28 protein-coding genes and 2 pseudogenes are annotated in these 26,788 nt (G+C 44.5%); 23 read left to right on the top strand and 7 right to left on the bottom strand.

The features are described 5' to 3' along the window. Positions 1 to 105: 105 nt before the first annotated feature. From BAZ21_RS29775 to BAZ21_RS18655, 4 genes are all read right to left on the bottom strand, one after another. On the bottom strand, positions 106 to 195 hold the full coding sequence (locus tag BAZ21_RS29775) for a putative holin-like toxin (RefSeq protein WP_256021811.1): 90 nt from the start codon (positions 193 to 195) through the stop codon (positions 106 to 108). Between the two features lie 137 nt (positions 196 to 332). After that, positions 333 to 623, bottom strand: a complete 291-nt coding sequence (locus BAZ21_RS18665) for a hypothetical protein (RefSeq protein ID WP_068503922.1) — start codon at positions 621 to 623, stop codon at positions 333 to 335. 832 nt (positions 624 to 1,455) lie between these two features. After that, positions 1,456 to 2,061: a DedA family protein gene (locus BAZ21_RS18660; RefSeq protein ID WP_068503920.1), complete on the bottom strand. Its 606-nt coding sequence runs from the start codon at positions 2,059 to 2,061 to the stop codon at positions 1,456 to 1,458. An 18-nt stretch (positions 2,062 to 2,079) separates the two neighbouring features. Continuing rightward, entirely contained in the window at positions 2,080 to 2,655 is a 576-nt protein-coding gene (locus BAZ21_RS18655; protein ID WP_084011746.1) for a class I SAM-dependent methyltransferase, read from the bottom strand. A 262-nt stretch (positions 2,656 to 2,917) separates the two neighbouring features. Between BAZ21_RS18655 and BAZ21_RS18650 the strand changes: the two genes are divergently transcribed. The 11 genes and pseudogenes from BAZ21_RS18650 to BAZ21_RS18600 all read left to right on the top strand — a co-directional run bounded on the left by BAZ21_RS18650 (position 2,918) and on the right by BAZ21_RS18600 (position 11,877). Continuing rightward, positions 2,918 to 3,751: a hypothetical protein gene (locus tag BAZ21_RS18650; RefSeq protein WP_068503918.1), complete on the top strand. Its 834-nt coding sequence runs from the start codon at positions 2,918 to 2,920 to the stop codon at positions 3,749 to 3,751. 115 nt (positions 3,752 to 3,866) lie between these two features. Continuing rightward, positions 3,867 to 4,220, top strand: a complete 354-nt coding sequence (locus BAZ21_RS18645) for a FlxA-like family protein (protein WP_068503916.1) — start codon at positions 3,867 to 3,869, stop codon at positions 4,218 to 4,220. Between the two features lie 260 nt (positions 4,221 to 4,480). Beyond that, positions 4,481 to 5,971, top strand: coding sequence for a hypothetical protein (locus BAZ21_RS18640; protein ID WP_068503913.1), 1,491 nt, complete (start codon positions 4,481 to 4,483; stop codon positions 5,969 to 5,971). A 241-nt stretch (positions 5,972 to 6,212) separates the two neighbouring features. Beyond that, complete coding sequence (locus BAZ21_RS18635; RefSeq protein ID WP_068503911.1) at positions 6,213 to 6,641, top strand: GNAT family N-acetyltransferase; 429 nt, start codon at positions 6,213 to 6,215, stop codon at positions 6,639 to 6,641. A gap of 54 nt (positions 6,642 to 6,695) precedes the next feature. Next, the gene (locus BAZ21_RS18630) at positions 6,696 to 7,115 is read left to right on the top strand and encodes a hypothetical protein (RefSeq protein WP_256021804.1); all 420 of its coding nucleotides are present in this window, start codon (positions 6,696 to 6,698) and stop codon (positions 7,113 to 7,115) included. Positions 7,116 to 7,200: 85 nt separating this feature from the next. After that, positions 7,201 to 7,995, top strand: a complete 795-nt coding sequence (locus BAZ21_RS18625) for a helix-turn-helix transcriptional regulator (RefSeq protein ID WP_068503908.1) — start codon at positions 7,201 to 7,203, stop codon at positions 7,993 to 7,995. 127 nt (positions 7,996 to 8,122) lie between these two features. Further along, positions 8,123 to 9,079, top strand: a pseudogene (locus BAZ21_RS18620) (aldo/keto reductase). A gap of 249 nt (positions 9,080 to 9,328) precedes the next feature. Continuing rightward, positions 9,329 to 9,820 (top strand): 8-oxo-dGTP diphosphatase, encoded by a 492-nt coding sequence (locus tag BAZ21_RS18615; RefSeq protein WP_068503906.1) that lies wholly within the window; start codon positions 9,329 to 9,331, stop codon positions 9,818 to 9,820. 2 nt (positions 9,821 to 9,822) lie between these two features. Beyond that, on the top strand, positions 9,823 to 10,830 hold the full coding sequence (locus BAZ21_RS18610; RefSeq protein ID WP_068503904.1) for a phosphotransferase family protein: 1,008 nt from the start codon (positions 9,823 to 9,825) through the stop codon (positions 10,828 to 10,830). A gap of 40 nt (positions 10,831 to 10,870) precedes the next feature. After that, positions 10,871 to 11,431, top strand: coding sequence for a GNAT family N-acetyltransferase (locus BAZ21_RS18605; RefSeq protein WP_068503902.1), 561 nt, complete (start codon positions 10,871 to 10,873; stop codon positions 11,429 to 11,431). Continuing rightward, positions 11,428 to 11,877 (top strand): hypothetical protein, encoded by a 450-nt coding sequence (locus BAZ21_RS18600; RefSeq protein WP_068503899.1) that lies wholly within the window; start codon positions 11,428 to 11,430, stop codon positions 11,875 to 11,877. The genes BAZ21_RS18605 and BAZ21_RS18600 overlap by 4 nt, the downstream gene beginning before the upstream one ends. A 100-nt stretch (positions 11,878 to 11,977) precedes the next feature. On the opposite strand, the gene BAZ21_RS18595 is transcribed toward BAZ21_RS18600, so the two are convergent. The 3 genes from BAZ21_RS18595 to BAZ21_RS18590 form a co-directional block, all read right to left on the bottom strand. After that, positions 11,978 to 12,448 (bottom strand): hypothetical protein, encoded by a 471-nt coding sequence (locus tag BAZ21_RS18595; protein ID WP_068503897.1) that lies wholly within the window; start codon positions 12,446 to 12,448, stop codon positions 11,978 to 11,980. A 79-nt stretch (positions 12,449 to 12,527) separates the two neighbouring features. Then, positions 12,528 to 12,722: a hypothetical protein gene (locus BAZ21_RS28620; protein WP_141695001.1), complete on the bottom strand. Its 195-nt coding sequence runs from the start codon at positions 12,720 to 12,722 to the stop codon at positions 12,528 to 12,530. A 540-nt stretch (positions 12,723 to 13,262) separates the two neighbouring features. After that, on the bottom strand, positions 13,263 to 13,874 hold the full coding sequence (locus tag BAZ21_RS18590) for a TetR/AcrR family transcriptional regulator (protein WP_068503896.1): 612 nt from the start codon (positions 13,872 to 13,874) through the stop codon (positions 13,263 to 13,265). Positions 13,875 to 14,053: 179 nt separating this feature from the next. Between BAZ21_RS18590 and BAZ21_RS18585 the strand changes: the two genes are divergently transcribed. The 12 genes and pseudogenes from BAZ21_RS18585 (at position 14,054) to BAZ21_RS18535 (ending at position 26,777) form a co-directional block, all read left to right on the top strand. Beyond that, positions 14,054 to 15,031 carry an amidohydrolase family protein gene (locus BAZ21_RS18585; RefSeq protein ID WP_068503894.1) on the top strand — a complete coding sequence of 326 codons (978 nt, stop codon included), beginning with the start codon at positions 14,054 to 14,056 and terminating at the stop codon, positions 15,029 to 15,031. Between the two features lie 244 nt (positions 15,032 to 15,275). Beyond that, positions 15,276 to 15,392 (top strand): annotated as a pseudogene (locus tag BAZ21_RS30395) (Tn3 family transposase); the annotation flags it as partial. A 179-nt stretch (positions 15,393 to 15,571) separates the two neighbouring features. After that, on the top strand, positions 15,572 to 16,606 hold the full coding sequence (locus BAZ21_RS18580) for an NAD(P)/FAD-dependent oxidoreductase (RefSeq protein ID WP_068503892.1): 1,035 nt from the start codon (positions 15,572 to 15,574) through the stop codon (positions 16,604 to 16,606). A 204-nt stretch (positions 16,607 to 16,810) separates the two neighbouring features. Continuing rightward, positions 16,811 to 17,500 (top strand): HD domain-containing protein, encoded by a 690-nt coding sequence (locus BAZ21_RS18575; RefSeq protein WP_068503890.1) that lies wholly within the window; start codon positions 16,811 to 16,813, stop codon positions 17,498 to 17,500. A gap of 120 nt (positions 17,501 to 17,620) precedes the next feature. Next, a complete protein-coding gene (locus BAZ21_RS18570; RefSeq protein ID WP_068503889.1) occupies positions 17,621 to 18,601 on the top strand; it encodes an ABC transporter substrate-binding protein in 981 nt (326 codons plus the stop codon). A 9-nt stretch (positions 18,602 to 18,610) separates the two neighbouring features. Further along, on the top strand, positions 18,611 to 19,618 hold the full coding sequence (locus BAZ21_RS18565; RefSeq protein WP_068503887.1) for a FecCD family ABC transporter permease: 1,008 nt from the start codon (positions 18,611 to 18,613) through the stop codon (positions 19,616 to 19,618). Further along, positions 19,611 to 20,633: a FecCD family ABC transporter permease gene (locus BAZ21_RS18560; protein ID WP_068503885.1), complete on the top strand. Its 1,023-nt coding sequence runs from the start codon at positions 19,611 to 19,613 to the stop codon at positions 20,631 to 20,633. Before BAZ21_RS18565 ends, BAZ21_RS18560 begins: the two co-directional genes overlap by 8 nt. A 119-nt stretch (positions 20,634 to 20,752) precedes the next feature. Next, entirely contained in the window at positions 20,753 to 21,523 is a 771-nt protein-coding gene (locus BAZ21_RS18555) for an alpha/beta hydrolase (protein ID WP_068503942.1), read from the top strand. Positions 21,524 to 21,840: 317 nt separating this feature from the next. Next, positions 21,841 to 22,626: a 2,3-dihydro-2,3-dihydroxybenzoate dehydrogenase gene (locus BAZ21_RS18550; protein WP_068503883.1), complete on the top strand. Its 786-nt coding sequence runs from the start codon at positions 21,841 to 21,843 to the stop codon at positions 22,624 to 22,626. A 79-nt stretch (positions 22,627 to 22,705) separates the two neighbouring features. Then, positions 22,706 to 23,992, top strand: a complete 1,287-nt coding sequence (gene dhbC, locus BAZ21_RS18545) for an isochorismate synthase DhbC (RefSeq protein WP_068503880.1) — start codon at positions 22,706 to 22,708, stop codon at positions 23,990 to 23,992. A 33-nt stretch (positions 23,993 to 24,025) separates the two neighbouring features. After that, positions 24,026 to 25,651, top strand: a complete 1,626-nt coding sequence (locus tag BAZ21_RS18540) for a (2,3-dihydroxybenzoyl)adenylate synthase (protein ID WP_068503877.1) — start codon at positions 24,026 to 24,028, stop codon at positions 25,649 to 25,651. Positions 25,652 to 25,727: 76 nt separating this feature from the next. Then, positions 25,728 to 26,777, top strand: coding sequence for an isochorismatase family protein (locus BAZ21_RS18535; RefSeq protein ID WP_068503875.1), 1,050 nt, complete (start codon positions 25,728 to 25,730; stop codon positions 26,775 to 26,777). Positions 26,778 to 26,788: the final 11 nt, after the last annotated feature.

Here is a 26,788-nt window from a genome sequence, read left to right as displayed (position 1 = left end):
TTTAATTAAATATACTATAAACTTCCAATTAGGAAGTTTATTTGGTATGCTATAAAAACAGTATACCAAATTCTTTGATTTCCACAATCTTATCTTGACAAAGTATTAGCTGGTTTTCTTTTTATGGAAGGAAATAATCAAGATCACCAACGTTGCAAATTGAATCATCAACATCAGCGTATCTTTAACCTCCACAGGCATCACCTCCTTTGCAGGAGACTAGCCGACCGCCCATCTAAGCCATTCTGGACAAAAATGAAAACGCCTGTTTCTAGGCGTTTTTTGTTTTTCCAAAAGATATATTTATAAAGTTAAAAATTATTATGTAGTTCTTAACCAGTATGGGTATTACGTAACTCATCTAAAAATTGCATAGCATCTTTGAATCCTTGTAAATATATTTGGTTCTCCAGAATAGATTGTAGAGAGATTTGGGCATCTTCATATAAAAACAGGGTATGTTCGAGATGCTCGGGAACGGATTCACGGATTTGTTGAAAATACTGGTTGCTTTCCGTGGAAAATTGGTTGTATTCCGGTATGGTCTTAGAAAGATGGCTATACAATGTTTCTAATCGGTTTCTGATTATGGGTTCAATTAATATTTCTAAAGAATTAGACATGATTGCAAACCTCCGGAGGGAAAATATTTTAATGCGGAATGACAAAATATCATGTAAATATTGTATCATTACATAGCGATTTGGTATACCGAAAGGTGACATCATAGTGACATCAAATCAATAGGAAATTTCAATAAATATCGAATATTTTGTGAACATTCTTGATTTGACTTAAAATGATAAGTAAAAAAAGGAAAATTATATCTTTGTCAGTCGATCATTTTTATTGTACACAATTGTATCCTTTGTTTTCTTCTATTTCGATGAAATGATCGTGGATTTAATGATTTATTCGTAGATGAAGATCACCGAAAACCAAGGATCTCCCAACTATTATTGAATGCAACTCAGCAACATGGCAAACATGAGCTGATCTATAGCTCTGTCATATGAGGAATAAAGTCTATATATGCTGAACTGAAAAAATGTACATGGAAAACGGAGTAGACGGAATGGTGCTGTACAAGCGAAGCGGTCGCTTTTGTCCCCGGATTTCTACCGATGAAAGACTTAATTCAAGAAATCCGGGGGCGGTGGCGATGGGAAGCACCATCCGTCTACGTAGTGGCACTAAGGTAACTTTTAAATTCGCTTATATAATTATCCAAGCAATAAAAACACGCAATTACGTAAAATCAGTTATAATGAGGTAAGAATAATTAAGGAGCCGTGCTCTAACACGGCTCCAGCTTACAGCAACTGCATAAAGAGCAGTCGGCTGCGTAAGATAAGGTCGAGAATAGACCGTTTACCTTTGGTCAGGGCGGTCTATTGCTTTTTCATGTAGGTAAGTAACGCCAGAATGAACATGCCAAACATGCTTTACCCCAAATTACTCCTCTGTCGTTTTCTTCCCCCACACATATTTCATAATGAAAAATATAAAGGTCAGTACAATGAGAAGCAAAGTGACCTGCAAGCCATAATGATGTATCAGTTCTCCAACTGTCTGTACATGCTTGCCAAAGAAACGTCCGAGCAGAAAGAAGATCAGCGTCCAAACCAAGCCAGTTGAATAAGAGAAAAGTGCATAGCGTTTGAAGCTTATTTTATTGATTCCGACAATATAAGGGATGATGTGACGGACAATAGGCAGCAAATAGCTAATGCAAATTGTGAAATTTCCATACTTATGTACTAAATTTTCCGAAAACGTAATGTACTTATCCATTTTTTTCTTTCGTCGTAAACGGTCCAAAACGGATATACCTAACATTCTCCCCAATACATAACCTAGGGATAAGCCCGATATAACCCCAAGATATACCATTACAAAAGCGGGTAGCGGATGAAGTATGCCCATGCTTGTTACAGCCCCGCCAGTCATCACAACAACTTCGTCTGGAATGGGCAGTCCTACGATTCCGAGCCATAGAGTAAAGAATAATGCCGCATAGCCATACTGTTCAATGATGGAAATTAAATATTCAACGTCCATACCCATTTCCCCCCTTGCTTATGCTTTCTTCCGGCATACATAGACGAATGCGGGTGGAATGTTCATGGGCACAAACTTGATCTCTTCAATATCGAACCATTCACCTAACTGCTGCTTCATTTGTTTAGAATATTGAAAGGCGACGAACATTCCTCCATCCCTGAGCGATAGATGGATTTGCTCTACGATCTGATCTCGCATGGCTTGTGGGAAATTAAAAAAGGGTAGCCCGCTTATTATGCAGTCTAGCTGCTCAATTTCGGCATTATTAATGGCAAGCTGAAGCTCACGTGAATCGGAATAACACAGATAATTCGGGAACCTTCTTTTTAGGCTCTGCTGCATGGCCTGATCCTTCTCGAACAGCAGCACCTTGGTTTGAGCTCTTGCGGCAGGAGGAATATATTTCGTAATCGCTCCCGTGCCAGCCCCAAGCTCGGCGACGGCATGAACTTCACTCCAAGGAATGGATTCAATCATTTTTTTAGCCAGAAATCTGGAGCTTGGTGTTACACTCCCCACATATGTAGGCGAATGCAAAAATTTAAACAAGAACATAAACCTCTCGTGAACCAAATGACTAATACGGATCATGAACCGTTCCCCTTCTTTCAGTTTTCTGAATACGTTCGTTTATTCTCTGCTAAGAGTAACAAATTATCCCTATACTTACTCCTGTCTGGAGTAGGGTTCATATCCCCGTCCTGCGGCGGGGATTTTCCTTGACTATAGTCTAGGGAAATGGGGATGATCATTCAGTTATCCTTCAGCGTATCCTCAGGCTGCATTCAGTTTTGCTACCGATGAAAGGTAGGTGTACTGCTAAAAATTTATGTACACAGAGAGGGGACCTACTTTGTCACTATCCATTAACAGGCATCTAATCACGACTTCCTACGATCTTTCGAATACGGTGAAGTCAAACGAGAACGGGTTAAATAACACGGCTCACACTGCACACAAGAAATCTAACGATTCACTGGAATTGAGCAAGGAATTTGCAGAATACGCTGGAGGAATGCAGGCACCGCTACCTACGGAGAACTACAGTAATGATTACAACAAAAGCCAGGATACCTTTGCGCTGACTACGGACCAACAGAAAACACTGTTGTCTGATCTGCAAAGTTATTTGACGTCTTCAAGTGCATCTTCAGAAACAGATGAACTCACCAACAGCACGAAAAATCCATTGGCTTCGATTACCGACTTATTATCGGGCTTCGATCTTTCCACGGCAACGGATGAGGAGGTATCAAATCTATTTGATAAGGTAGCAGAAACGATTCAAAATAATCGTCCTGCACCACCACCTGAAGGGGGCCCATTCCAGCCAGAAGCAGATAGCAGTGGTCTGCCTCCTATGATGCAAGCCATGGGCGGAATTATGCCTCCATTTGCATGGAATATCCAGGAGACCTCCAACCAGGAGGATAATAGTACCTCATCTGAACAAGAGCTTACGGTAGATGAAAAAAGATCCTTGCTGAGTGATCTGCAAAGCATCCTGAGTTCCAGTGCTGTATCCGGGTCGACCACTTCGGAGAATGATCCAGAAACAGATCTGCTCTCTGCCCTGAAAAACGCAATGGGAAATACTGACGAATCGAATGCGTCCGATGAAGAAATATCGGCTTTATTTGATAAAATCGCTAAGATTTTTGAGCAATCTGTTTCATCGTCATCTTAGATATTTCGGAGCAGTACCATGACTAAAAACGATTTGAAACGGGCTAGCCCACAATTGCAAACCTATATTTTATAAAGGTGAGGATTTTGCCAAATCCTGAAAGGGGAAAAATGATATGAATATTTCGTCGACATCCAGCAGTTCTATATCTGTTGCAAGCACTTCATCTTCATCCAGCACTAACGATACAGCCAGCCTGGAAAAGCAAAAAGCTCAACTTGAAGCGGAATACAATAAAGTACAGCAGAGTAAGGATAATAAAGAAACAAAAGAAACGAAAATGAAGCAGATTCAGCAGCAGATCAAACAAATTGAAGCTCAAATTGCGCAGCAAAGTTCTCAATCCAGCAGCACATCAACTACAAAAGTGGAAAAGTCCGTTCCAAGCAACACAGAAGCGCCCCGTATCAACAATGCTAACAGCAGCGATATTACAGGAATTGGAAAATCACTGGATATTTCGATTTAAACCATTCGTTACTGCTCGATTTGTGCAACAGATGATAGATTTTTGAAGATAGCAGGCTCTCCGCTCACCGGAGGGTCTGCTTTTTTAGTATTCAGCAAACCTTCAGTGAGCGCTCATTTTATTTTCAACCTGCTGTTCTAAGATGAATGTGTAGTCGATAAGGACAACTCCTTATGATCTACTCGACACCTTGTAAATACACCAAGTCCAAGCATACAGGCTTCGTGAAACTAAACTTTGTGAAAAGGGATGGTTTTGTAATGAAAAAGAAATTGAATGTTATTGCTACAGCTGTACTGCTGGCTTCCGTTACTGCATCATACGCTTATGCCAGCTCATCGACAGACGAAACGACCGCAGCTTCTGCTTCGACGTCTGTGGCTGCCACTCAAGAAGACTCCTCTATGGCAGCTTCTACAGAAACTTCTACAGAAACTTCTACAGACAGTAGTACCACAGGTACCAGTGCAACGGTAGAGGCACCTCCTGAGGGAACACCCCCGGATGGTGAACCGCCAAGAGGAAAACCGGGTGAAGGCTCAGACAGCTATACAGACAACGGAACAGCAAAGTACACACAAAGCGGTAAAAGTGTAACCCTGACCAAGCAGACGATTGCAGCCGATCAGGCAGATCAGTCGATTGTCAAGGTAACTGACAGTGGCAAGTTAACACTTACCAAGTCCACCTTATCTAAAAAAGGCGCAACATCATCGGATGATTACAGCAACTTTTATGGCCTGAACGCCGGGGTTTTGGCCGCTTCTGCCAGCACTATTCAGTTGTCGGATTCTACCGTTAAGACGGATGCCAAGGGGGCCAATGCTGTTTTTGCAACAGGCGAAGGTTCTACCATTCATGTGAAAGATGTGACCATTCAGACCAGTGCCGATTCTTCACGTGGACTGGATGCTACCTTAAAGGGAACGGTTAATGCAACGAATGTTAAAATCAAAACGGCTGGGGAGCATTCCGCCGCTATTGCGACAGATCGGGGAAATGGTACGATCAATGTGACTAAAGCAACGGGGAAAACAACAGGAAAAGGCTCCCCGGGTATTTACTCGACAGGTGCCATTACCGTGTCCAATTCGGATTTAAAAGCAACCGGATCGGAAGCGGCTGTTATTGAAGGTAGAAACAGCATTACAGTTAATAACACCAGTCTGTCCGGAGATGTAGATCGTGGAGTGATGCTGTACCAAAGCTTCTCGGGTGATGCCGAGGTCGGAACCACCGTTTTTACGATGAATGGCGGTACATTGACAGCCAAAGCAGGTCCTATTTTTTACTCCACTAATACAGAAGCGGTGGTTAACCTGAAAGGGGCAGCATTAAAAGGAAATACAGGCGTGCTGTTGAACGCTGCTGCGGATAGATGGGGGACCACAGGCTCTAACGGAGCTAATGTAACGCTTAACGCAGACAACCAAACATTGCCGGGCAGCATCACTGCTGACAAAATCAGCTCCATTACAGCTAACCTGAAAAACAAAACAACCCTGAAGGGGGCCATTAATCCGGAAAACACAGCTAAATCGGTTGCCTTAACGCTGGACAAAACGAGCAAATGGATCGTTACAGCGGATTCCTATCTGACCACTTTGACAGACAGTGATGCTAAACTCTCAAACATCATAGATAACGGACACACGATTTATTACGATGCAAGTGCGAGTGCAAATAGCTGGTTGAACGGGGAGACGATTACATTGTCCGGGGGCGGCAAACTGACTCCAGTCAGCAATTGATGAGCAGCTAGATGATAGAGGTCAGTCATTAAATCTATCCTAATAAAGCAGTTGCAGGTCTAACAACCCAGCAACTGTTTTTTACGTCTACTTAAGTATTTTGCATACATACCTCCAAAGAGCGACCCTGAATCCAGACTTTCAAAAATGAAGTAAGTGACTAGGCATACAAAAATATATACAATATATAACAGTAGAACCCCGTTTTAATGACACATTGGAAAATTGGAGGATTTATGCCATGACGCTGAAAACGCAAATGAGTCGGAGCAGTAGAGATGAAGCGCGTTTGGTCAGAAACAAATTGATTGAATTTAATGCGAAACATGTACCAGCAGATATTCGAACCCAGTATGAAGAGATTAATCTTATTCTCAAAAATGAAGACGGCCAGGTCATTGGCGGCCTCCTAAGTGTACTGTGTTGGAACTGGGTAGAGGTTGATATTTTGTGGGTAGATCAGCGCTACAGAGGAGCGGGCTATGGCTCGCAGCTGCTTGGTGAAATCGAACAAATCGCTAAAGATAAAGGCTGTACTTTTATTCAGCTCAACACGTTTACTTTTCAAGCACCTGAATTTTATGAAAAGCATGGGTACGAAGTGGTCGGTGTCATTGATGATGCTCCCCGAGGCTTTAAACACTATTATTACAAGAAAAATATCTACTGAGGACTTAAGCATATGCGTGTACAGATCAAGGAATTAAATAAAGATCATAAAATAATGATCCGTAGAAATGGCGAGGAAAAAGTATACGGCTATTGGGCTTTTTTTGGACATGAAATGACTTCAGGCTATGCATATGTTATTCCGTATGGACAAAGCTTGGAGAAGCTGGTTCCCGGCTGTGTTATTTCAGTAGAAACCTCTTACGTCCGCGTAGAACGGTTCAGAAGGCTGAAATCTGCTGAATTGACAGGGATTTTTAGACCGCAGGAAAGGTCAGGCGATTATTGGATTCAAGGAACGATACATCAAGTGATGCGCAACGAAGCAGGCGGGATGGACTGCATGGAGGTTGTTGTGGAAGACGCTTCGTTTATTTTGGATGCTGACGAAACGAATTGTGATGTAAATGTTGAAGCGGGTGATGGCGTTGCCTTTGAAATCATAGGATTACAGTTGTTTGACGAGGGACTGTGACAGTTCGTGGTGATGGGTTGGATTGAAATAAGATGATAAGCACCATGATTTATGTGAAAAGATAGATTCCGAAAAGAGGTGACACATGTCCAATAATAGTAAATCCAAAGCGTTGGGTGCTTTTCTGAAATCACGTAGATATCGTCTTCAGCCGGGACAGGCAGGTATTAGACATTTACAGGGTCAGCGAAGAACACCGGGACTCCGACGAGAAGAAGTTGCCATGCTGGCAGGTGTCAGTGCAACTTATTACACATGGCTGGAGCAAGGTAGAGAAGTGACAGCCTCGAGGGAGATCATCGAAAATATAGGAAAAGCTCTTCAATTAACTCATGATGAGCTTGTGCACCTCATTCAATTGTGGAATCCCAATGAGACGACTACTGTGTCCTCTACCCATACGAAGCTGAATCTACAATGGCAAAATATTATGGATCAGTTGACTTATCCTTCCTTCATCAGTAATGAAAGAGCAGAAGTGCTTGCCTGGAATAGAGCGGCGAATGAGGTTATTATGGATTTTTCCTCCTTGTCCGCTTCAGAACGCGTCATGATTCGTTTATTGTTCGTCGATCCCGGATTACGTAACCGTATGGTTAACTGGGAGGAGTTTGCGTCATATTCGGTCGCTGTTTTTAGGACCTATTATGATAAGCACTTAGGAGATCTTTGGTTTGAGGAGACGGTAGAACAACTGCGTGTGGAAAGTATAGAGTTTGACACCATGTGGAAACAACACAAGATCCAGCTCAAAAAAGTGAACCGTGTTTCTTTTCACATCCCTGACGCTGTGGAGGCAGTTTCTTATGATATTAATTCCTTAGCAAGTATTGTGGACCATCCGGGCCTGCACATTTGTATCTATACGCCAGTTTTATGACAACCCTTTGCCTGGTAATCTTGTTACTAGCATAAACGTAATGTGGTTGCCTTTATACGGGGCGATTAGAATGAGTACATGTTCATTCAATCCATCTATTACCCTAAAGAAAAGAGGGACCATCCATATGCAGAAAAGAAAGCTGGGACGTGAAGGGCTGGAGGTGTCGGCACTGGGCCTGGGCACGATGATGATGCCGAACAATGAGGAGTCGGTGCGCACACTTCAGGGAGCGTTGGATCTTGGTGTAACACTGTTCGATACAGCAGACCTGTATGGTGAGGAATACGCACAACAGAAGTTCGGCGGCAATGAAAAGCTGGTTGGACGTGCCCTCAAGGGCCGACGGGAAGAGGTCGTGATTGCGACTAAATTCGGAATTACACACACTCATGGACCCAAGGGAGATCCGGCATATATTAGAAAATCCGTAGACTCCAGTCTATTCCACCTGGGGGTCGATTATATCGACCTGTATTATCAGCATCGGGTCGATCCCAATACTCCGATTGAAGAGACAGTCGGAACGATGGCCGATCTGGTCAAGGATGGAAAGATCCGTTATATCGGCCTGTCGGAAGCGTCGGCTGAGCAGATTCGCCGCGCGCATGCGGTGCATCCGATTGCTGCGGTGGAAACCGAATACTCCTTATGGAGCAGAGAAGTGGAGGACGAAGTTCTTCCGCTTCTGAAGGAGTTGGGGATCGGGTTCGTGCCTTACAGTCCACTGGGGTGAGGGTTTCTTACAGGTCAGATCAAGAAGTTTGACGATCTGCCAGAGGGGGATTACCGTCGTCACTTTCCCCGGTTCCAAGGCGAAAATTTCGCTAAAAATTTGGAGGTTGTCTCTCTGATCGAAAAGCTGGCGGCGCAAAAAGGTTGTACCTCCGCTCAACTGGGACTGGCATGGTTGCTGGCACAGGGCGACGATATCGTCCCGATTCCGGGAACGAAGAGGCTGGAAAGAGTACAGGAAAACCTTGGTGCTCTGCAGGTTTCTTTGTCGGAGGCAGAGCTGCAAGAGATCGAGTGTATTTCACCCAAAGGCTTTGCAGCAGGCTCCCGTTATCCGGGTGTTGTCTAGAGGTCTGCATATTGGCATTAGATTTAATTTTATGATAAGACCGTTCCTTTCTGGAGTTGCTTGGGAGTACCAGCGGCTCTACAGAAAAGCGGTCTTTTTTTATACGTATTCTCCGATCCAGTCTATGGTTTGGATTATTGCGCTATATAAAAGAACGCGCTAAAGTAAGGGGAATACCATATTTACCCACACTGTGTTGGATGAAGGCTACTATAAGTAGATCAAGAGAAAGAATGAATAAAGAAGGGTTTGATCGGATTGACCACGGAAGTGACACACAAATTATATACCATGTGTATGATTCAGGACGGAACCAAGGTATTGCTTATGAACAGACCGGATAAAAAGGGTTTTCCGGGCTACATTGCCCCAGGAGGGAAAGTGGAGTTTCCAGAGAGTATTGTGGATGGGGCTATTCGTGAAGTAAAGGAAGAAACGGGATTAACGGTTAAGGAAATCGTATTTAAAGGAATCGACGAATATTGTGACCCGAACCAAGGGCTGAGATACATGGTCTTTAACTATTTGGCTACAGCAACGGAAGGTGAACTGTTGAATAATCCCCCGGAGGGAGAACTGCTGTGGGTGGATATGAAGGAAGCGCTCAACCTGCCGATGCAGGATTGGTTTAAGCGGAGATTTCCCTTGTTTTTCAACCCGGGAACGTTCGAGAATAGTCTCGTGTGGCTGGCAGATACGGACGAAACCCTCGAAGCAACGATTAAAAATTATGGGGTATAGAGATGACGACGACTATTTATTTTTCATCTAATCGGCTAGGAGAGGTCACGAATGATCAATTGCAGAGGGTGCTGGATCGTTTTGATTTGGGGCGTCTGCTGTCTTCCAAAAAAACGGCAGAAGGAGTGATGGGACAAACCCTTTATATTTCCTCAACGGCTGGACAGTTTGTGTTAAAGGGCAACCCGCTTTTTACCGGACAATGGGTGGAAGAAAGGTATATGGTGGAGCAACTGCACACACGGACTTCAATTCCTGTGCCGGCACCGTATTTAGTAGATGACACCGAGGACATTTTCGGCTGGAGCTACGCCATTATACCCCGTTTATACGGGGAGCACATACATACACCCGAACTGCAGGCAAAGCTGACTTCGCTGGATAAACAGCAAATGGCTGAAAAGCTTGCTGCTGCCCTGCTGGAGCTTCATAGCTGGAAGGTTAAGACCAGCGGGGAACTGGATACAACGACTCTGGCCATTCGCCCTTTTAAAATCTCTTATCGGACATGGTTGTATGAAAGAATTCGATATTGGCTGGAGGATGCCCAAAAATACTCGGATATTACTGCACAGGATATGGAATGGGTAGAGGACATGTTGGAAGGCTCACGTCAAGCATTCGATCAACTGGAAGCTGCCACATTTGTGATGGGGGATTTTAAACCGCAAAATGTTCTGGTGCAGAACGGGGAAAATGGCTGGAGAATCAGTGGGCTTTTTGATTTTACGACCGCTTATTTTGGCGATGGAGTTGCAGACCTCCCGAAAATAACGACCATGTATCTGGAAAACGGGGAGAAAGAGCTGGCCCAACATTTTCTTGCCGTTTACTTCAAAGGTATGGGGGCCAAAGAAGGATTTACTGAACGATTCCGGGTGCATATGCTGCATCAGCAAATTCTTAACTGGGGATGTGCCAAAGCGATGAAGCAAGTCACTTGGGATGACAAGCTTTCTTTTGCAGAATGGGCCCAAAAATTCACGGACGTTGACATATTTAAATCATAGGCAGACCAATCAAACATATAAAGAGAAGGAAGTGAGTGGCATGCAATTAGTCAGATTGGTAAAGCCCGCTCGGGAATGGAGAGAAGCGTACCTTTCATTTTATGAAGAATGGAAAAAGAGCCAGGAGCCAATGGTGCCTTGGGTGATTTCTATAGAGCCATATGATTTTGAAGGAATGCTGACGTTTTTAAGCAATCAGGAACATGGAATTGACCTGCCTGGAGGCTGGGTCAAAAGCTCCACATACTGGCTTGTAAATGCAAGTGAACAGGTGGTTGGTGCGGTGAATATACGGCATGAGCTTAACGAACACCTATTCAATGCAGGAGGGCATATTGGTTACGGTATCCGTCCTTCGGCACGAGGGAACAGGTACGCTGTTAACATGCTGGCTTTGGCGCTGGAGAAAGCCAAAGAGCTGGGTATTACCAAAGCCTTGGTCGTATGCGATTCCGAGAATATCGCTTCCAGAAAAACAATTATCCGTAACGGCGGAGTACCGGATAAGGATTACATAGAGGAAGATGGAAAGCGTGTTAATCGGTTTTGGATCGAGCTATCCCATGAAAATGAGAAAGAGAGTAACGTGCGAAGCTTATGAAATTATGGCCTGAATATGCGCAAAATATCATTGTGGGTGTTAATTTTAAAGGAAAATGGAACTGGTATGTGACGGAAAGAGAGTACTGGTTTTTAAATACGGAGATGGAAGAACGGTTTGGTATTTCTATTTTAGATGAAACAACGGCAGGAGTATTTTTGGGGCATATCTGTGAGTATAGAGTAGCTGCTGATGAACTAACCTCACTGCTCAGTACGCTGGAGGATGCCATTGAACATAAGGATGAAGTGTTGGAGCTATGTCCTGCGCTGTATGTTGATTTTGATCAGAAAGTTCTCTTCTCGCTGTTTCCAGAGCCTGCTTCGTTTGAACACTATGTTCCAACGGAATGGAAGGGAGAATATCACAACTTTTTGAACGAGGTACCTCCTTCTGAACGATATTGGTTGATCGATGGAAGTAATTTTTTTGAAAAATTCGCCTGAAAAGACGAAGCGCTATTGAAATTAGAAGATTGGGATAATACATGGGCCATTTTTATTTTGTCGGAGGGGTCGCACTTCATATACAATCCGACTCTCCTAATTAATCCTCCGATTTAACAACCACAATTTTCGACTGTGAAATTAAATATTCACAGACTTCTACCTGTAACCCTTGTTCTTGCATTGCTATAATTAAGGCTAATGGGAGGTTATCATCCATGGTAGGCCAAATTTTAAGGATCGAGTCTCTGACGTCATCATATCTTATGGGTGAATTTTCAAATAGAAATTCAGTTGAATAGCTTTCCGATTTTTTTAGAGAAGGGGGCAATAGATTTCCAGATAATTTTTGAGATAATGCAGTAAAAAGTCTGGCAATCTGAGCTTGCTGATCTGGTGTTATATTATAGGATAAAATAAATTCATAGTAAGGGTAATCTTCATTCGATAGTTTACAGATAGACAAACGTAAAATCTTGTCCTCTAATAGTTCAATTTTATCTTTTAAAGCATCGATAGTCTCGTTTTGTTGTGTAATCATTTGTTCTAATTTATTCACTCTGTATTCCACTATTTAAAACCGCCTCTCATTTAAGATTTCCAGAAGAGGGAGAATTTAATTTCTCCCTGCATCTCTTTATACAATTGGACTACAGCAACAGCCAGTCAACAGTCGTTGCTATTGCTTCTGCAATACCAACGCCATAACGATCAGGCACGCCTGCTGCACGAAGAGCATCAAGTAAAATAGTTCTGATTGTTCCTGTTACGTATTCTCCAGTCTCGTTAAACTTGCCGATTGCTTTATCAATACCATTTGATATCTTACTGGTGTTATTAGACAAATATTTGGCAGTGTCAGAATCAAGCCATTTTACTACATAAGAAAGAGCATCGCCACCATACTTAATGGCGTTCTTTATTACAACTAGGGCTCCTTTAACTAAAAAGACAAACTTTCCAGCAGCCTCAACCGTACCGTTGGAAGTTACATTTGGAGATACATCTTTATTAGATTGTAATCGAAAGTAAAATCATTTTCTCTATATTATATTTAATTTTAGAGCTTATAACAGAGTCTCTTTCCTACTATATAATTGTATTGAAAAAGCGCTGCGCGCGATAAGTAGGGGAAGTCCGAGATAAGTCCAAAACCGGCATGATAGGTGTGAATAAATGTAAACTATTGTGTTTAGAAAGATATAACTTACTAAAAATCCTAAATTAGTAAGTGAGATTAATATCACTTTAGATGTTATATCGTACCAATTTTAATCGCTATTTTGCATTATAAGTAATAAAAAAAGCTATCTTAAATGATAGCTGAAATTTTAAAATAAAGTTCTTCAATTTAAAATAAAGTGATCTAAAACAACAGATTAGATTTAATTTTTTTCAATACCTAATTGTCCTAAGATGGTTACAGTCAAATAAGTTAATTGACTAGCCATATAGTTAGGACTATATTTCATTCCACCTTCTAACCAGCTATAAATGACTCCTAAATGGGCAGAGGTAATATAGCTAATCAATATATCTTTAGAAATCAAGAGTCCATCTTTAGATTCATTTATATTCAATATAATTTTATCGTATACTTTTATTTTCACTATTTTTAACAAACGGTCTCTAAATTCGGGTAATCCACGGTTACTAAGCGTTAAATAAAAGAAATCGGCTTCATCTCCAATAAACTCGAATAACTTTAAGAATGATTCCGCTGGATTGGACCATTCAATCATTAAAGAAGGATTAGCTTCATTTGGACGTACATAATCAATTAATTCATCTAAGATTTCTTCTGTACATTGAATGAGAAAATCATTTTTGTCTTTGTAATGCAAATAAAACGTACCTCTTGTTAAGTCTGCTTTTTGGGTAATATCTTTAATTGAAATCGAATTTATATCCTTCTCTTTTAATAATTGTACTAGTGCTGTTCTTAATAATTGATGTGTTCTTTTAATACGAGGGTCCAGATTTCTCCTTTTAGACATTTTATCACCTTTTGTATAAGAACTAAAATTTTTTAGACAATAAAAAAAGGATTGTCTCGTAAAAGACAGTTCCTAAATATATGTAAATTCCACTAAAAATAAATCGGAATATACTAATGAATGTACACGATGTCTATTAATATACATTAAGTTCATTATAAAAGAAAGGTGATTTTGTTATGGAACAGAAACCATTTCGTATCGATGTTCATCATCACATTATCCCAGAAGTTTACCGTGCTGCATTAGAAACACACGGAGTTAGTAAGTCAGGAGGAATGACAATAAAAAAATGGGTCCCAGAAGATAGTTTAGAACTAATGGACAGACTTGGAATCCAAGCGGCAATCGGATCAATCTCAGAACCTGGTTTAATTCCAATTACAAAAAAAGAAGACGCAAAAAAAAATGCAAGACAAGTTAATGAGTTTCAAGCAGAAATGATACAAAAATATCCTAATCGTTTCGGTGGATTTGCCGTTATCCCATTACCAGATGTCGATGCAGCATTAGAGGAAATAAGGTACGCTTTAGACGTGTTAAAGTTGGATGGTGTAGGTCTTTTAACAAATTACCAAGAAGATTTCCTTGGAGACCCTATTTTTGATCCTATATTTGACGAACTGAATAAGCGTCAAGCGGTCGTTCATATCCATCCGAGTTCGCCACCTGCATCATATAAACGTCCAAAATATATTGTTGCAGACTTTATGATTGAATTTACATTTAATACCACCCGTGCAACGACCAATTTAATTCTAGGTGGAACGATTGAACGTTGTCCTGATTTAAAAATCATACTCTCTCACGGTGGAGGAACCATTCCGTTTCTAAAAGAAAGGATATCTAGTTCTCAACTTGCTGTAGAAAAGATTATGGGAGATAAAATACCTAATCTGAAAAAAAATGCAGAAGAATATATGAAACAGTTTTATTACGATACAGCTCTAATTACAGCTCCTGCTTCACTTAATGCAATAAAAGCAACGACAGATGTTTCTCATATTTTGTATGGTAGCGATGCACATTACGCCCCAGAAGACATAGAACATTATATGAATGCTCAACTTGAACAATTTGAAGGTTTTTCAAAGGAACAATTAATGGATGTTACGAGAAATAATGCTTTAGAACTTTTTCCTCGTTTTAATATGTAAAATAGCTCGTGTACCGAAAAGCCAACGGACGTATTTTATAACAGTTAGCTTTTATCAGCTAATAATATTGCATTTATATGGGGATTTTTAATGTGATAAAAATTTCCATATGTCCTGTGTTATTAATCTCAAAGCGCCAGAGCGCGTGGAAGGCAAGGAGGACGACCAAAAGTAAATTCAAGAGAGATTACAAAAGCAATCAATCTTTATCATACCGAGCAATATAGTGTGAAAGAAATTGTTGAATGATCCTGAACAACAGGAAAAATCCATTAAGTATGGAGACCTGGTTGCAAACGCGGTTATTTTCCAAAACGTTGTGGATATGACCACGGCGATCCGTCAATTAAGAAATGAAGGGCCTTCGAGCCCTTTTTACATTTTTTTTCATCTATTGTGCCGTTTTTGGACTTATCTCGGACTTACCCTAGTGCAGCAACCTCCGTAATTGTCATGTTTTTATTTCTTAATTGATATTGATAATTATTATCACTTATAATAGAAGCAGACAGATTACGCTAAGGTAGGGAGAGTTGCAGAGTGACAGAGTCCTTGGAATTATATGATGTTACGATTATCGGCGGTGGTCCTGCCGGGATGTATACGGCATTTTATAGTGGAATGAGAGATATGAAAACCAAGCTGATCGAAGCCAAGCATGAGCTGGGCGGACGGATGCGCATATACCCGGAGAAGATGATATGGGATGTTGGGGGAGTTACGCCGATTTTATGTGAAAAGCTGATCGACCAGCTGGAGCAGCAGGCGCGAACATTCGAGCCTACGATTGTGCTGGGGCAGCAGATTACAGGCTTGGATCGGCACGAGGATGGAACCTTCCTGCTGACCTCTGCAACAGGGGAGCAGCATTGGACCCGCACCGTTATACTGGCAGTAGGCTATGGCATTCTCAAAATGGCTAAGCTGGATATTGAAGGGGCCGACCGTTATGAGGTTACGAACCTGCATTATACCGTGCAAGAGCTGGAGCCGTTCCGGGGCAAGCATGTTCTGATTTCCGGTGGAGGCGATTCGGCGGTGGATTGGGCGAATGAGCTGGAGTCTATTGCGGCGAGTGTAACCGTCGTACATCGTCGGGATCATTTTGGCGGACATGAGAAAAATGTAGCTCGTATGAAAGCGTCTTCGGTCCAAGTCCTCACACCTTATGCGGTGAGTCAGCTACATAGTCATAATGGAGAAACAATTGAGCAGGTGACGATCAGTCATGTAGAGACGGGTGAAACCCAGATACTGAATGTTGATGCTGTCATCGTGAATCATGGTTTGAAATCCGATTTCGGTCCGATTCGGGATTGGGGACTGGATATGGGAGAGTGGCATGCCCGGGTGAGTGAAAAGCTGGAAACGAATGTACCGGGAATTTTCGCCGCAGGTGATTTTGTCGAGTACGGAAGCAAGCTGTATCTGATTGCAGGCACGTTCACGGATGCTGCCCTTGCACTGAATAGTGCCAAGCTATACATTGATCCTTCAGCAGACAAAGCGGCTTATGTATCCTCCCATAACAGCCGTTTCAAGGAAAAGAACCGTGAGTTGGGTGTCTTGGAGTAGGCAACGGGAACAGGCTGAATATGAATAAAATAAGCAGGGCATAAAGGAGCTTCCAAGGCCACTAGATGTGGTTTTGGAAGTTTTTATGTACATTTTTTAAGTTCAGCCTATATAGTAGATGTGGAGCTGCTGATGAGGATATGTATGCTTTGAAAAATTATATTAGCCTGCCATAGAATGTACGGCGGGATTGAAAGGTGACCTATGGAAAAACGAACAGAGCAACAGGCAGCTGTTATGGCAGATATTATTCAAAAGGCAGAGTCCTTTGTACAGCAGCAGCTGGAGCATGACCACAGTGGTCACGATTGGTGGCATATTGACCGGGTGAGAAAGCTGTCTCTTGCAATTGGTGCCCAAGAGGGCGCAGATCCGTTTGTTTGTGAACTGGCTGCCCTGCTGCATGATGTAGCAGATGAAAAATTAAATGATTCCAAACAAGCGGGGCTGGATAAAGTTGAGCAGTGGCTGCGCCTGCACGTAAGTGATTCTGGAGTTATCACGCACGTGATGACTATAATTGCGACGATGTCGTACAATGGTGGCCAAAATCCGCCGATGGAAACCCTGGAGGGTCAGGTTGTACAGGATGCAGACCGATTGGATGCCCTTGGAGCGATCGGTATTGCAAGAACCTTTATGTATGCAGGCTCAAAAGGCACTATGATGCATCACCCGGATAAAGATTTTTCACAGCACGATTATCGTGCCGCAGGCAAAAGCGCCATCTACCATTTTTACGAAAAGCTGTTGAAGCTTAAGGATTTAATGAATACTGCTTATGGCAAACAACTGGCGGTGACCCGGCATCAGTGGATGGAGATGTACCTGGAGCAATTCTACAGGGAATGGAATGTGGATGATATCAAAAAGGGAGGAGAAAACATTTTTTGATAAATATTAGAAAAAATATTGCAATAGAGTGATTTCTCTCCTACTATTGATAATAGTTATCATCGATAATGATAACTATTATCAATAATTTTAAGTATATAGAGGGGAGTCATTCAGGTTATGAAGAAATTTGCAGTAGGGGTGTGTACCTTATTATCGGCAAGTTTGCTGTTGACGGCATGTGGTGGAAAGGGACAGGAGGCGGATCGCTCGGTACAAAGTAATACCAATGCATCGACGCAGACGTCCGTTTCCGATCAAGCGAGTAGCAAGACTATTACATATCTGGATAAAACGTACCAACTGACCAAGACGGATCATATTATTGTAGCTAGTCTGGAAGCGATGGAAGATGCGGCTGTCCTGGGAGTAAAGCCGATTGGTGCGGTCACTTCAGGAGGGGAATTCCCCAAATATATGGAAAAAGCGATGGAAGGAGCCGCAGATGTCGGTGACCGGATGCAGCCAAATGCTGAAGCAATCCTGAAGCTGAAAGCAGATGTGATTTTGGGCAGTTCCAAATTTCGGCCAGCAGTGGCAGAACAGTTGGGTAAGGTCGCTACATTGATTCCAGTATCTCACATTTCAACGAACTGGGAAGCGAACCTGCTAATGATGGGACAGCTTACGGGCAAAGAGGCAAAGGCGGAGGAAGTACTGAACAAGTACAAGCAAGACGTGGAGGCGGCCCAACAAAAACTCAAGCCATTATGGGAAAACAAAAAGGTGCTTATGGTACGGATTCGTACAGGCAATCTGTATGTATATCCTGCTAATGTGTATTTCAATCCTTCGCTGTATGTTGATTTGGGAGCTGAGGTGCCGGAAGAGTTAAATGGAGTCAAAGCACAAGAGGCGGTTTCCCTGGAGAAATTGGCTGATATGAATCCGGATTATCTTTTCGTGCAGTTTTCAGAAGGAGAAAACAAGGACCAACCGCAGGCCTTGGCTGATCTTGAAAAGAATCCGATCTGGAGCAGTATTAATGCCGTCAAAAATGAAAAAACATTCGTCAACATTGTAGATCCCAATGCTCAGGGTGGTACCTCATGGAGCAAAATCGCCTTTTTGGAAGCGGCTGTAAACCGACTTTCGCAGTAAGGAAGGAGCATGGGAAAAAAGCTGATTTCTCCTTACCTTGTAATCTTCATTGCCCCCTTGTTTATCGTTTTAACCATGCTGCTTTCTGTGATGTATGGGGCTAAAACGATAGGATGGGAGACGATAATTGCTGCCTTTCTCCATTTTGATGCCGGAAATGTGGATCATCAGGTTGTTTTAAGCTCACGTCTGCCCAGAGCAGTCGGTTCTATCATGATTGGCGCCTTTCTCGCAATTTCAGGTGCCATTATGCAAGGAATGACGCGAAACTTTCTGGCTTCTCCCTCTATTATGGGCGTGTCGGATGGGGCTGCATTCGTAATTACACTGATGATGATTCTCGCACCGAACTCCACTTCCATGAGCCTGATCGGCAGTTCCTTTGTGGGATCAGCCTTGGGAGTAGCCGTTGTATTTGGTTTAGCCTGGATGATTCCCGGTGGCCTTGCTCCTGTTCGCATGGCTATTCTGGGAACGATCATCGGCACGTTTTTAAGTAGCCTGTCGGCCATTCTTTCCATTTATTTTAATGTATCGCAAAATGTAAGCTTCTGGTTTAATGCCCGTCTGCACCAAATGGACCCCGGACTTATTCAACTGGCTATTCCATTTGCCATTGTGGGAATTGTGGGGGCGATGCTGCTAGCAAAGTCCATTACACTGCTGTCGCTGGGTGACGAAGTCGCCACAGGCCTGGGACAACGGACACTGCCAATCAAGCTGGGGGCCATGCTCTGTGTTGCATTGCTGACAGGTGTTTCTGTAGCGTTGGCAGGGAAAATTGCTTTTGTGGGCTTATTGATTCCGCACATCACCAGATATGTAATCGGAGTGGATTATCGGTGGGTCATCCCATGCTCTGGCTTGATCGGTGGCGTTTTTTTGGGCATGTCTGATGTGTTGAGCCGTTTTCTTAACTATCCGTTTGAAACGCCCATTGGTGTGGTTACCTCGGTCATTGGTATCCCGTTCTTTCTGTATTTAATACGCAGAAAAGGAGGGGGAGAGCATGCGTAAAATCAGTGCGATGCGGCTGGGGCTCGTTCTGACAGGCGGAGCTGTGCTCATTTTAGCGGCTGCCTATATTAGTCTGACCCATGGAGAGTTCGACATGACCCTTCAGGAAGTGGTTCAGACACTGTTCCGTATCAACCCTACGCCGCAGATGGATTTGGTTATTTTTGATTTTCGACTACCGCGTATTGTGATTGCGGCCTTGGTCGGTCTGGGGCTTGGGATTGCTGGAGCAGCGGTACAGGGGGTTACACGAAACGGCTTGGCCGATCCCGGTATTTTAGGCATTAATGCAGGTGCGGGGGCGGCAATCGTTATATTCATGTTCTTTTACCAAGGACAAATGGAGACGACGGGCTGGACTGCAGCACTGGCTATGCCTTTTTTTGGCCTGATTGGAGGCTTGATGGCTGCGCTGCTAATCTATTTATTTGCCTGGAAAGCAGGGCGTCTTGATCCACAGCGTCTGCTTCTCGTGGGTATCGCGATTGGCTCCGGCTTCGGTTCCTTGACCTTATATCTGTCGCTGAAGATGAAAGCCACGGATTTTGAGATGGCGACAGTATGGATGTCGGGAAGCATTTGGAGTGCTGATTGGAAGCTGGTTGCCGCTGTTATTCCTTGGCTGGTCATTTTAGTCCCCGTCATTTGGCTAAAATCGTATGTTCTGGATCTATTTCAATTGCATGAAAACACGGCCCAAAGTCTCGGTGTTGCGACCGAAAGGGAAAAGTCCATTCTCCTGCTGTCCAGCATTGGACTGGTTAGTGCCTGTGTGTCTGTTTCGGGGGGAATCGGTTTTGTAGGCTTATTGTCCCCTCATATTGCCAGAAGGCTGGTTGGACTTCATCATCGTCATGTCATTCCCGTATGCGGTATGGTGGGTATGGTGCTGGTACTATTATCTGATTTTGTTGCCAAAACGGTGGTCGCGCCTGCGGAAATTCCCGTTGGGCTGATTATTGCGGTGATCGGAGTCCCTTATTTTGTAGTCTTGCTTATGAAGAAAACGACCTGATCCCATTTTTAGGTAAGGTTTCAAAGGAGGTTATCCCCATCAAAAACCAATTTATCGGAGGTCATCACTCCAGCGATGCTGACGCACTTGTGTACATTCCCCGCAGCCAGCATCGAGTGATGCGCTCACGCATTGAAAACCGTGAATATCACATTTTTATAGCCGTTCCTGTCGAGGAGCCTCCTGTGTCCGGTTATCCTGTTATATATGTGCTGGATGCGAATTCTATTTTTGGAACAATGGTGGAAGCGGTGCGTGTTCAGGGCCGACGGCCTGATAAAACGGGTGTTGTTCCAGCTATCATTGTCGGCATAGGCTACCCGACTGAGGCACCGTTCCATCCTTCTCGATTTTACGATCTTACACTGCCAGGGACGGAAGTAGAGCTTCCCGTAACACCAAACGGAGAAGCATCTATGGAAAGCGGGGGAGCTGAGGATTTCCTGTCATTTATTGAAGATGAGCTAAAGCCTGAGATGGAGCGTGATTTTCACATCGACCGCAGCCGACAGGCGATCTTCGGGCATTCATTGGGGGGACTGTTCGTATTACATACCCTGTTTACAAGACCCGACTCTTTTCAGGTCTATGTGGCGGGAAGCCCCTCTATTCACTGGGGCGGGAGAGTTATTATGGAGGAAGAGAAACACTTTTTAGCCTCCACAGCTCAGGAGCAGCAGAATACAAGGCTGTTAATTGGGGTGGGAGAGCTGGAAGCAGGACATTCGAGTGGTATGCAGGAAAAGGCCAAGGAGCTTGCCGAGCGCTTAACAAATGTGAAGGATTCGGGCTTGCATGTAGAATTTCGTGAATTTGCAGATGAAGGCCATATATCCGTGTTGCCAGTACTGGCGAGCAGAGCCGTTCGTTTTGCTTCGGTTTATCACTAAAACTATAAAAAGGACCAAAAAACGAAGATATCCAAAGGGATATAGAGTAAATAAAGGGATAAAATTCAAAAAACCTTCTCCAGTGCTATCAGGAGAGGGTTTTTTGAATTGATAATTTGCTTGAATGTATAAATATGAACTAAAATAGTCGATTTTCAACATTGACTGTAATTGATGGTTTAGTTATCATATTTTGTAACTTGCTATTGATAATGATAATCATTATTAATGCTTAAAATTCAAAATGAATGACGATTACAGCAGAAACTGGGCATTAAACTGCTTCTTTTGATTTCGCTGGAAAGGATGGAATGAACATGAGTGATGACGGAATACAGGGGAAGGTAGCTCTGGTTACGGGTGCTGCCCAAGGTATTGGTGCTGCTGTGGCGCGTTCTCTGGCCGAATTGGGAGCAATCATTGCCGCTGTAGACCAGAACGCAGAAGGTGTGAGCAGGTTGGTGGAAGAGCTGGTGCGTGACGGCTATCGTGCAACGGCATTTCCCGTCGATGTCAGCCATCGTGCGGCTGTCGACGAGATGGTAGAACAGATTGAGCATCATCTCGGGCCAGTCGGCATTTTGGTGAATGTTGCGGGTGTGCTGCGAATAGGGCAAGTAGACACGCTCCGTGACAGCGACTGGACGGAAACGTTTGCTGTAAACACAAACGGTGTCTTTTACATATCCAGGGCTGTGGTGAAGCATATGATTCCCCGAAAATCGGGTTCAATTGTCACGGTGGGCTCCAATGCGGGAGCTGTGCCTCGTATGTATATGGCAGCTTATGCAGCTTCAAAGGCCGCTTCGGCGATGTTTACCAAATGCTTGGGCTTGGAGGTTGCTTGCCACCACATTCGCTGTAATGTGGTGTCTCCAGGCTCTACGGAGACAGAAATGCAGCGGTCCCTGTGGTCTGATGAGAATGGTGCACAAGCAGCTATTGACGGATCACCGAACGCTTACAAGGTCGGCATTCCACTGCGAAGGCTGGCTGATCCGGAAGATATCGCGGCTGCTGTTGTTTTTCTTGCTTCGGACAAGTCACGCCATATAACGATGCATGATTTGCGCATTGATGGTGGCGCTACGTTAGGTGTCTGAGTGGAGTGCAGCGGTTTTGTATGGAAATAGATAATGGCAATCGTGGCAGAAAACAATGGAAAAGGGGGCAATTGAACGTATGAAATCCAATACTGCGTTTGAAGTGCAAGCGACTCAGTTGCTAAAAGATTACAAGCCAGGCTCTTCCTTCTTTTTTGCGTCACCTAGCCGGACCTTACTGGCTCAAGGTACGTTGGGAGCATTGCCGCATGGGGATGCAAGCGATACAGGGGGCGGATTGGCCGAGCGTGTAGCCACGCTGCTCGAGAGTGTGCGTCAGTCCTACGGAGGACACCCGATTGTGGTGGGTGCTATTCCCTTTGATGATTCACAGGCAGCACAGCTTCTGGTTCCGGCAGAGACTCGATGGGCGGGGCCGCTTCATTCTGACTCTACGAGCTGGCACTCCGAGAATCGGAAAGATGCCGGTTCAGCGAAGGCTACCAGCAGTGTGAACCCGACGAAGCTTGGGCAGGCTCCGGCCTATGGTATTCGTTCCGTGCCCGAACCGTCGGAGTTTGTACAGGGGGTGGAACAGGCCCTGAAATATATTGCGTCCGGGGAGCTGAACAAAATCGTGCTGTCCAGAACGCTACAGCTGGATACTTCGGAACAAGTGGACATTCCTAGTTATTTGCACAATTTAGCCAGACATAATACCAAGGGCTATACCTTCGCTGTTGATTTACCCGCTTTGGAGGCGGTAGAAGCAAGTTCAGACAGGGCTGATGTCGGTGTGGAACAGCGAACACTGATTGGAGCCAGCCCTGAGCTGCTCGTTTCCCGAGAGGGACTGCATCTGACGGTTAATCCGCTGGCCGGTTCTGCTCCTCGCAGTGATGATCCTGTCGAAGATAAGCTACGGGCTGCGGCATTGCTGGAATCAGTCAAGGACCGGCATGAGCACGCGGTAGTCGTTGAAGCGGTGGCCTTGGCACTCAGACCGCTATGCCGGAGACTGGATGTGCCGCAGGAGCCTTCGCTGATACAAACAGAGACGATGTGGCATCTTTCGACTGAAATTACGGGAGAATTGGCGGATTTGGCGGTTTCATCTCTGGCCGTTGCCCTGGCGCTGCATCCTACACCAGCCGTATGCGGTTCGCCTACAGAGCAGGCCAAAAAGGTTATCCGGGATATCGAATCGTTTGATCGGGGCTTTTACACGGGGATTGTTGGGTGGTGTGATGCAGCGGGAGATGGAGAATGGGTGATTACGATCCGTTGTGCAGAAGCTGCAAAGCATTCCTTGCGTTTGTTTGCAGGGGCAGGCATTGTGGCGGCTTCAAACCCGGAAGACGAGCTGGCGGAAACAGCAGCCAAGTTTGGAACCATGCTTCAGGCATTGGGACTGAAGCATGAATAAAGAGAACGATACAGAAAGAGGAGGAGTATCATGATGTTGCCCGGATGCCCTACATGGCCGCAGGAATTTGCCGAGCGTTACCGGAAGGCAGGTTACTGGGAGGGAGTGACCTTTGGAGAAATGTTGCGGGAGCGCGCAGTATCGCAAGGTGACCGAACGGCAGTGACGGACGGTCACAAAAGTACAAGCTACCGTGAATTGCATGAAAAAGTAGATCGACTGGCAGCTGGATTTTACCAATTGGGAATTAGACAGGCGGATCGGGTCATCGTTCAGTTGCCAAATATCACGGAGTTTTTTGATGTATGCTTTGCGCTGTTCAGATTGGGGGCGTTACCCATATTCTCGCTTCCGGCTCATCGAAGTAGCGAGATTGCCTATTTTGCTGAATTTTCCGAGGCGGTCGCTTATATCATTCCAGATGTATATTCGGGTTTTGATTATCGTGGACTGGCCAGAGAGGTACAAGCCAGAGTGGCAACCCTGCGTCATGTCATTGTCGTAGGCAAGCCGCAGGAATTTACGGCTCTATCCGGATTGTATATCGAACCCGATCAGTCGTTACCCCAGGTGCTTTCGGGGAATATTGCCTTTCTCCAGCTTTCCGGTGGGAGTACTGGCTTGCCCAAGCTGATTCCAAGGACACACGATGATTATATTTACAGTCTGCGCGGCAGTGTTGAAATATGTGGTCTGGATGAAAATAGCGTGTATTTAGCCGCACTTCCCATGGCTCACAATTACCCGCTCAGTTCCCCGGGTGTCTTCGGAGCCTTGTATGCGGGAGGTAAAATTGTACTTGCGCCTACGCCGAGTCCAGATGATGCCTTTCCATTGATTGAACAGGAGCAGGTGACGATTACTGCTTTGGTCCCACCGCTTGCGCTGGTATGGCTTGATAGTGCTTCGTCGAGAAGCTGTGATTTGTCCAGTCTTCAGGTGCTTCAAGTAGGGGGAGCCAAATTCAGTGAGGAGGCTGCTCGTCGGATAAAGCCAGAACTCGGGTGTACCCTGCAACAGGTGTTTGGTATGGCGGAGGGGCTGGTCAATTATACCAGACTGGATGATCCGGAGGATATCATTGTAGCAACTCAGGGACGTCCCATTTCAATCGACGATGAAATTAAAATATTGGATGATGAGGACAAGGAAGTGGCACCGGGAGAGGTAGGCCATTTGCTTACACGCGGACCTTACACGATTCGGGGTTATTATAAGGCGGATCAGCACAATGCAAGAGCATTTACGCGGGATGGATTTTATCGTACGGGCGATTTGGTGAGGTTGAGTCCCGATGGCAATGTGATTGTGGAAGGCCGAGCCAAGGATCAAATTAATCGGGGCGGGGAGAAGGTGGCGGCTGAGGAGATTGAAAATCATTTGCTGGCCCATCCCGGTGTGCATGATGCAGCGATTGTAGCCATGCCTGACGAATATTTGGGTGAACGCTCCTGCGCTTTTATTATCCCGTATGAGATGGTGCCGACCGTGCCGGAGTTGAAGAAATTTCTGCGTGAACGTGGTTTGGCGGCTTACAAAATTCCTGACCGAATTGAGTTTATATCAGCGTTTCCACAGACCAGTGTAGGCAAGGTTAGCAAAAAAGTATTACGGGAAATGATTACACAGCAGATATCAGCTGCACCTGAGCTGAATTGAGACATAACGATGAGCGAGGACACATAAAGCAAGTCAGGTACATGGAATGAATCGAAAAATGAAAGGAAGCGATATGATGGCTATTCCTCCAATTTCAGCTTATCCGATGCCCGATGCTTCGGATTTACCCCAAAATAAAGTGGCATGGCGGCCTGATCCCAGACGTGCAGTGCTGTTGATTCATGATATGCAGCAATATTTTGTTACCGCTTTTGAGGCCGGACAATCTCCGGTCAAGGAGTTGATCGCTAACATCCAGCTGTTGAAAAACCGCTGCCAGCAGCTTGGGATACCTGTAATCTATTCGGCGCAGCCGGGAGGTCAGGCCCCGGAGAAAAGGGGGCTACAGCAGGACTTTTGGGGCAAGGGGATGGATGATGGACCTGTTCAAAAGGAGATTGTGAACGAGCTTGCCCCTTCGGATCAGGATATTGTTTTGACAAAATGGAGGTATAGCGCATTTCAAAAAACCAATTTGGACGATATATTGCGGGAATATCATCGCGATCAGATCATGATTACCGGTATTTACGCACATATTGGCTGTCTAATGACCGCGACCGAGGCATTTATGAAGGATATACAGCCTTTTTTTGTAGCTGATGCCTTGGGGGACTTCTCACTGGAATACCACAAAATGGCCCTGACTTACGCTGCCGAGCGTTGCGCAGTTACGATGCTGACTGCCCCCTTGATTGACGAGTTGGAGACTACGAAGCGGTCAGCAACGGAAGGTGCTCAGGTGCAAAGTGGAAATATGGCTACAGCTCAGACAGGCATAGCTGACCAGAAGCCTGGTGAAAGAGAAAGCGAGGCAAAGGCTTCAAAATCAGCAATGGCTGAAAAGGAAGTGACTGCGGCTCCGCAGTTAACTGAACAATTGGTACGTGAGCAGGTCGCAGGATTGCTGCATGAATCGCCGGAAGGATTGGCTGCCCACGATAATCTGATGGATAGGGGACTGGATTCGATTCGTATGATGAGTCTTGTGGAAAAATGGCGCCGCTACGGAGCAAAGGTGACGTTCGTGGAGTTGGCTGAACGTCCGACAATTGCTGATTGGTGGAAGCTATTGTCTTCGCAAACCAGGCAGGTATTGCCTAATTACGACTATTTTTCCCTTTAAAGGAGGGTTTG

This window comes from Paenibacillus kribbensis (assembly GCF_001705305.1).
GTDB classification, from domain to species: Bacteria; Bacillota; Bacilli; order Paenibacillales; family Paenibacillaceae; genus Paenibacillus; species Paenibacillus kribbensis_B.
Note: the sequence above shows the minus strand (reverse complement) of the source record. Positions and strands in the feature narration are given on the sequence as shown.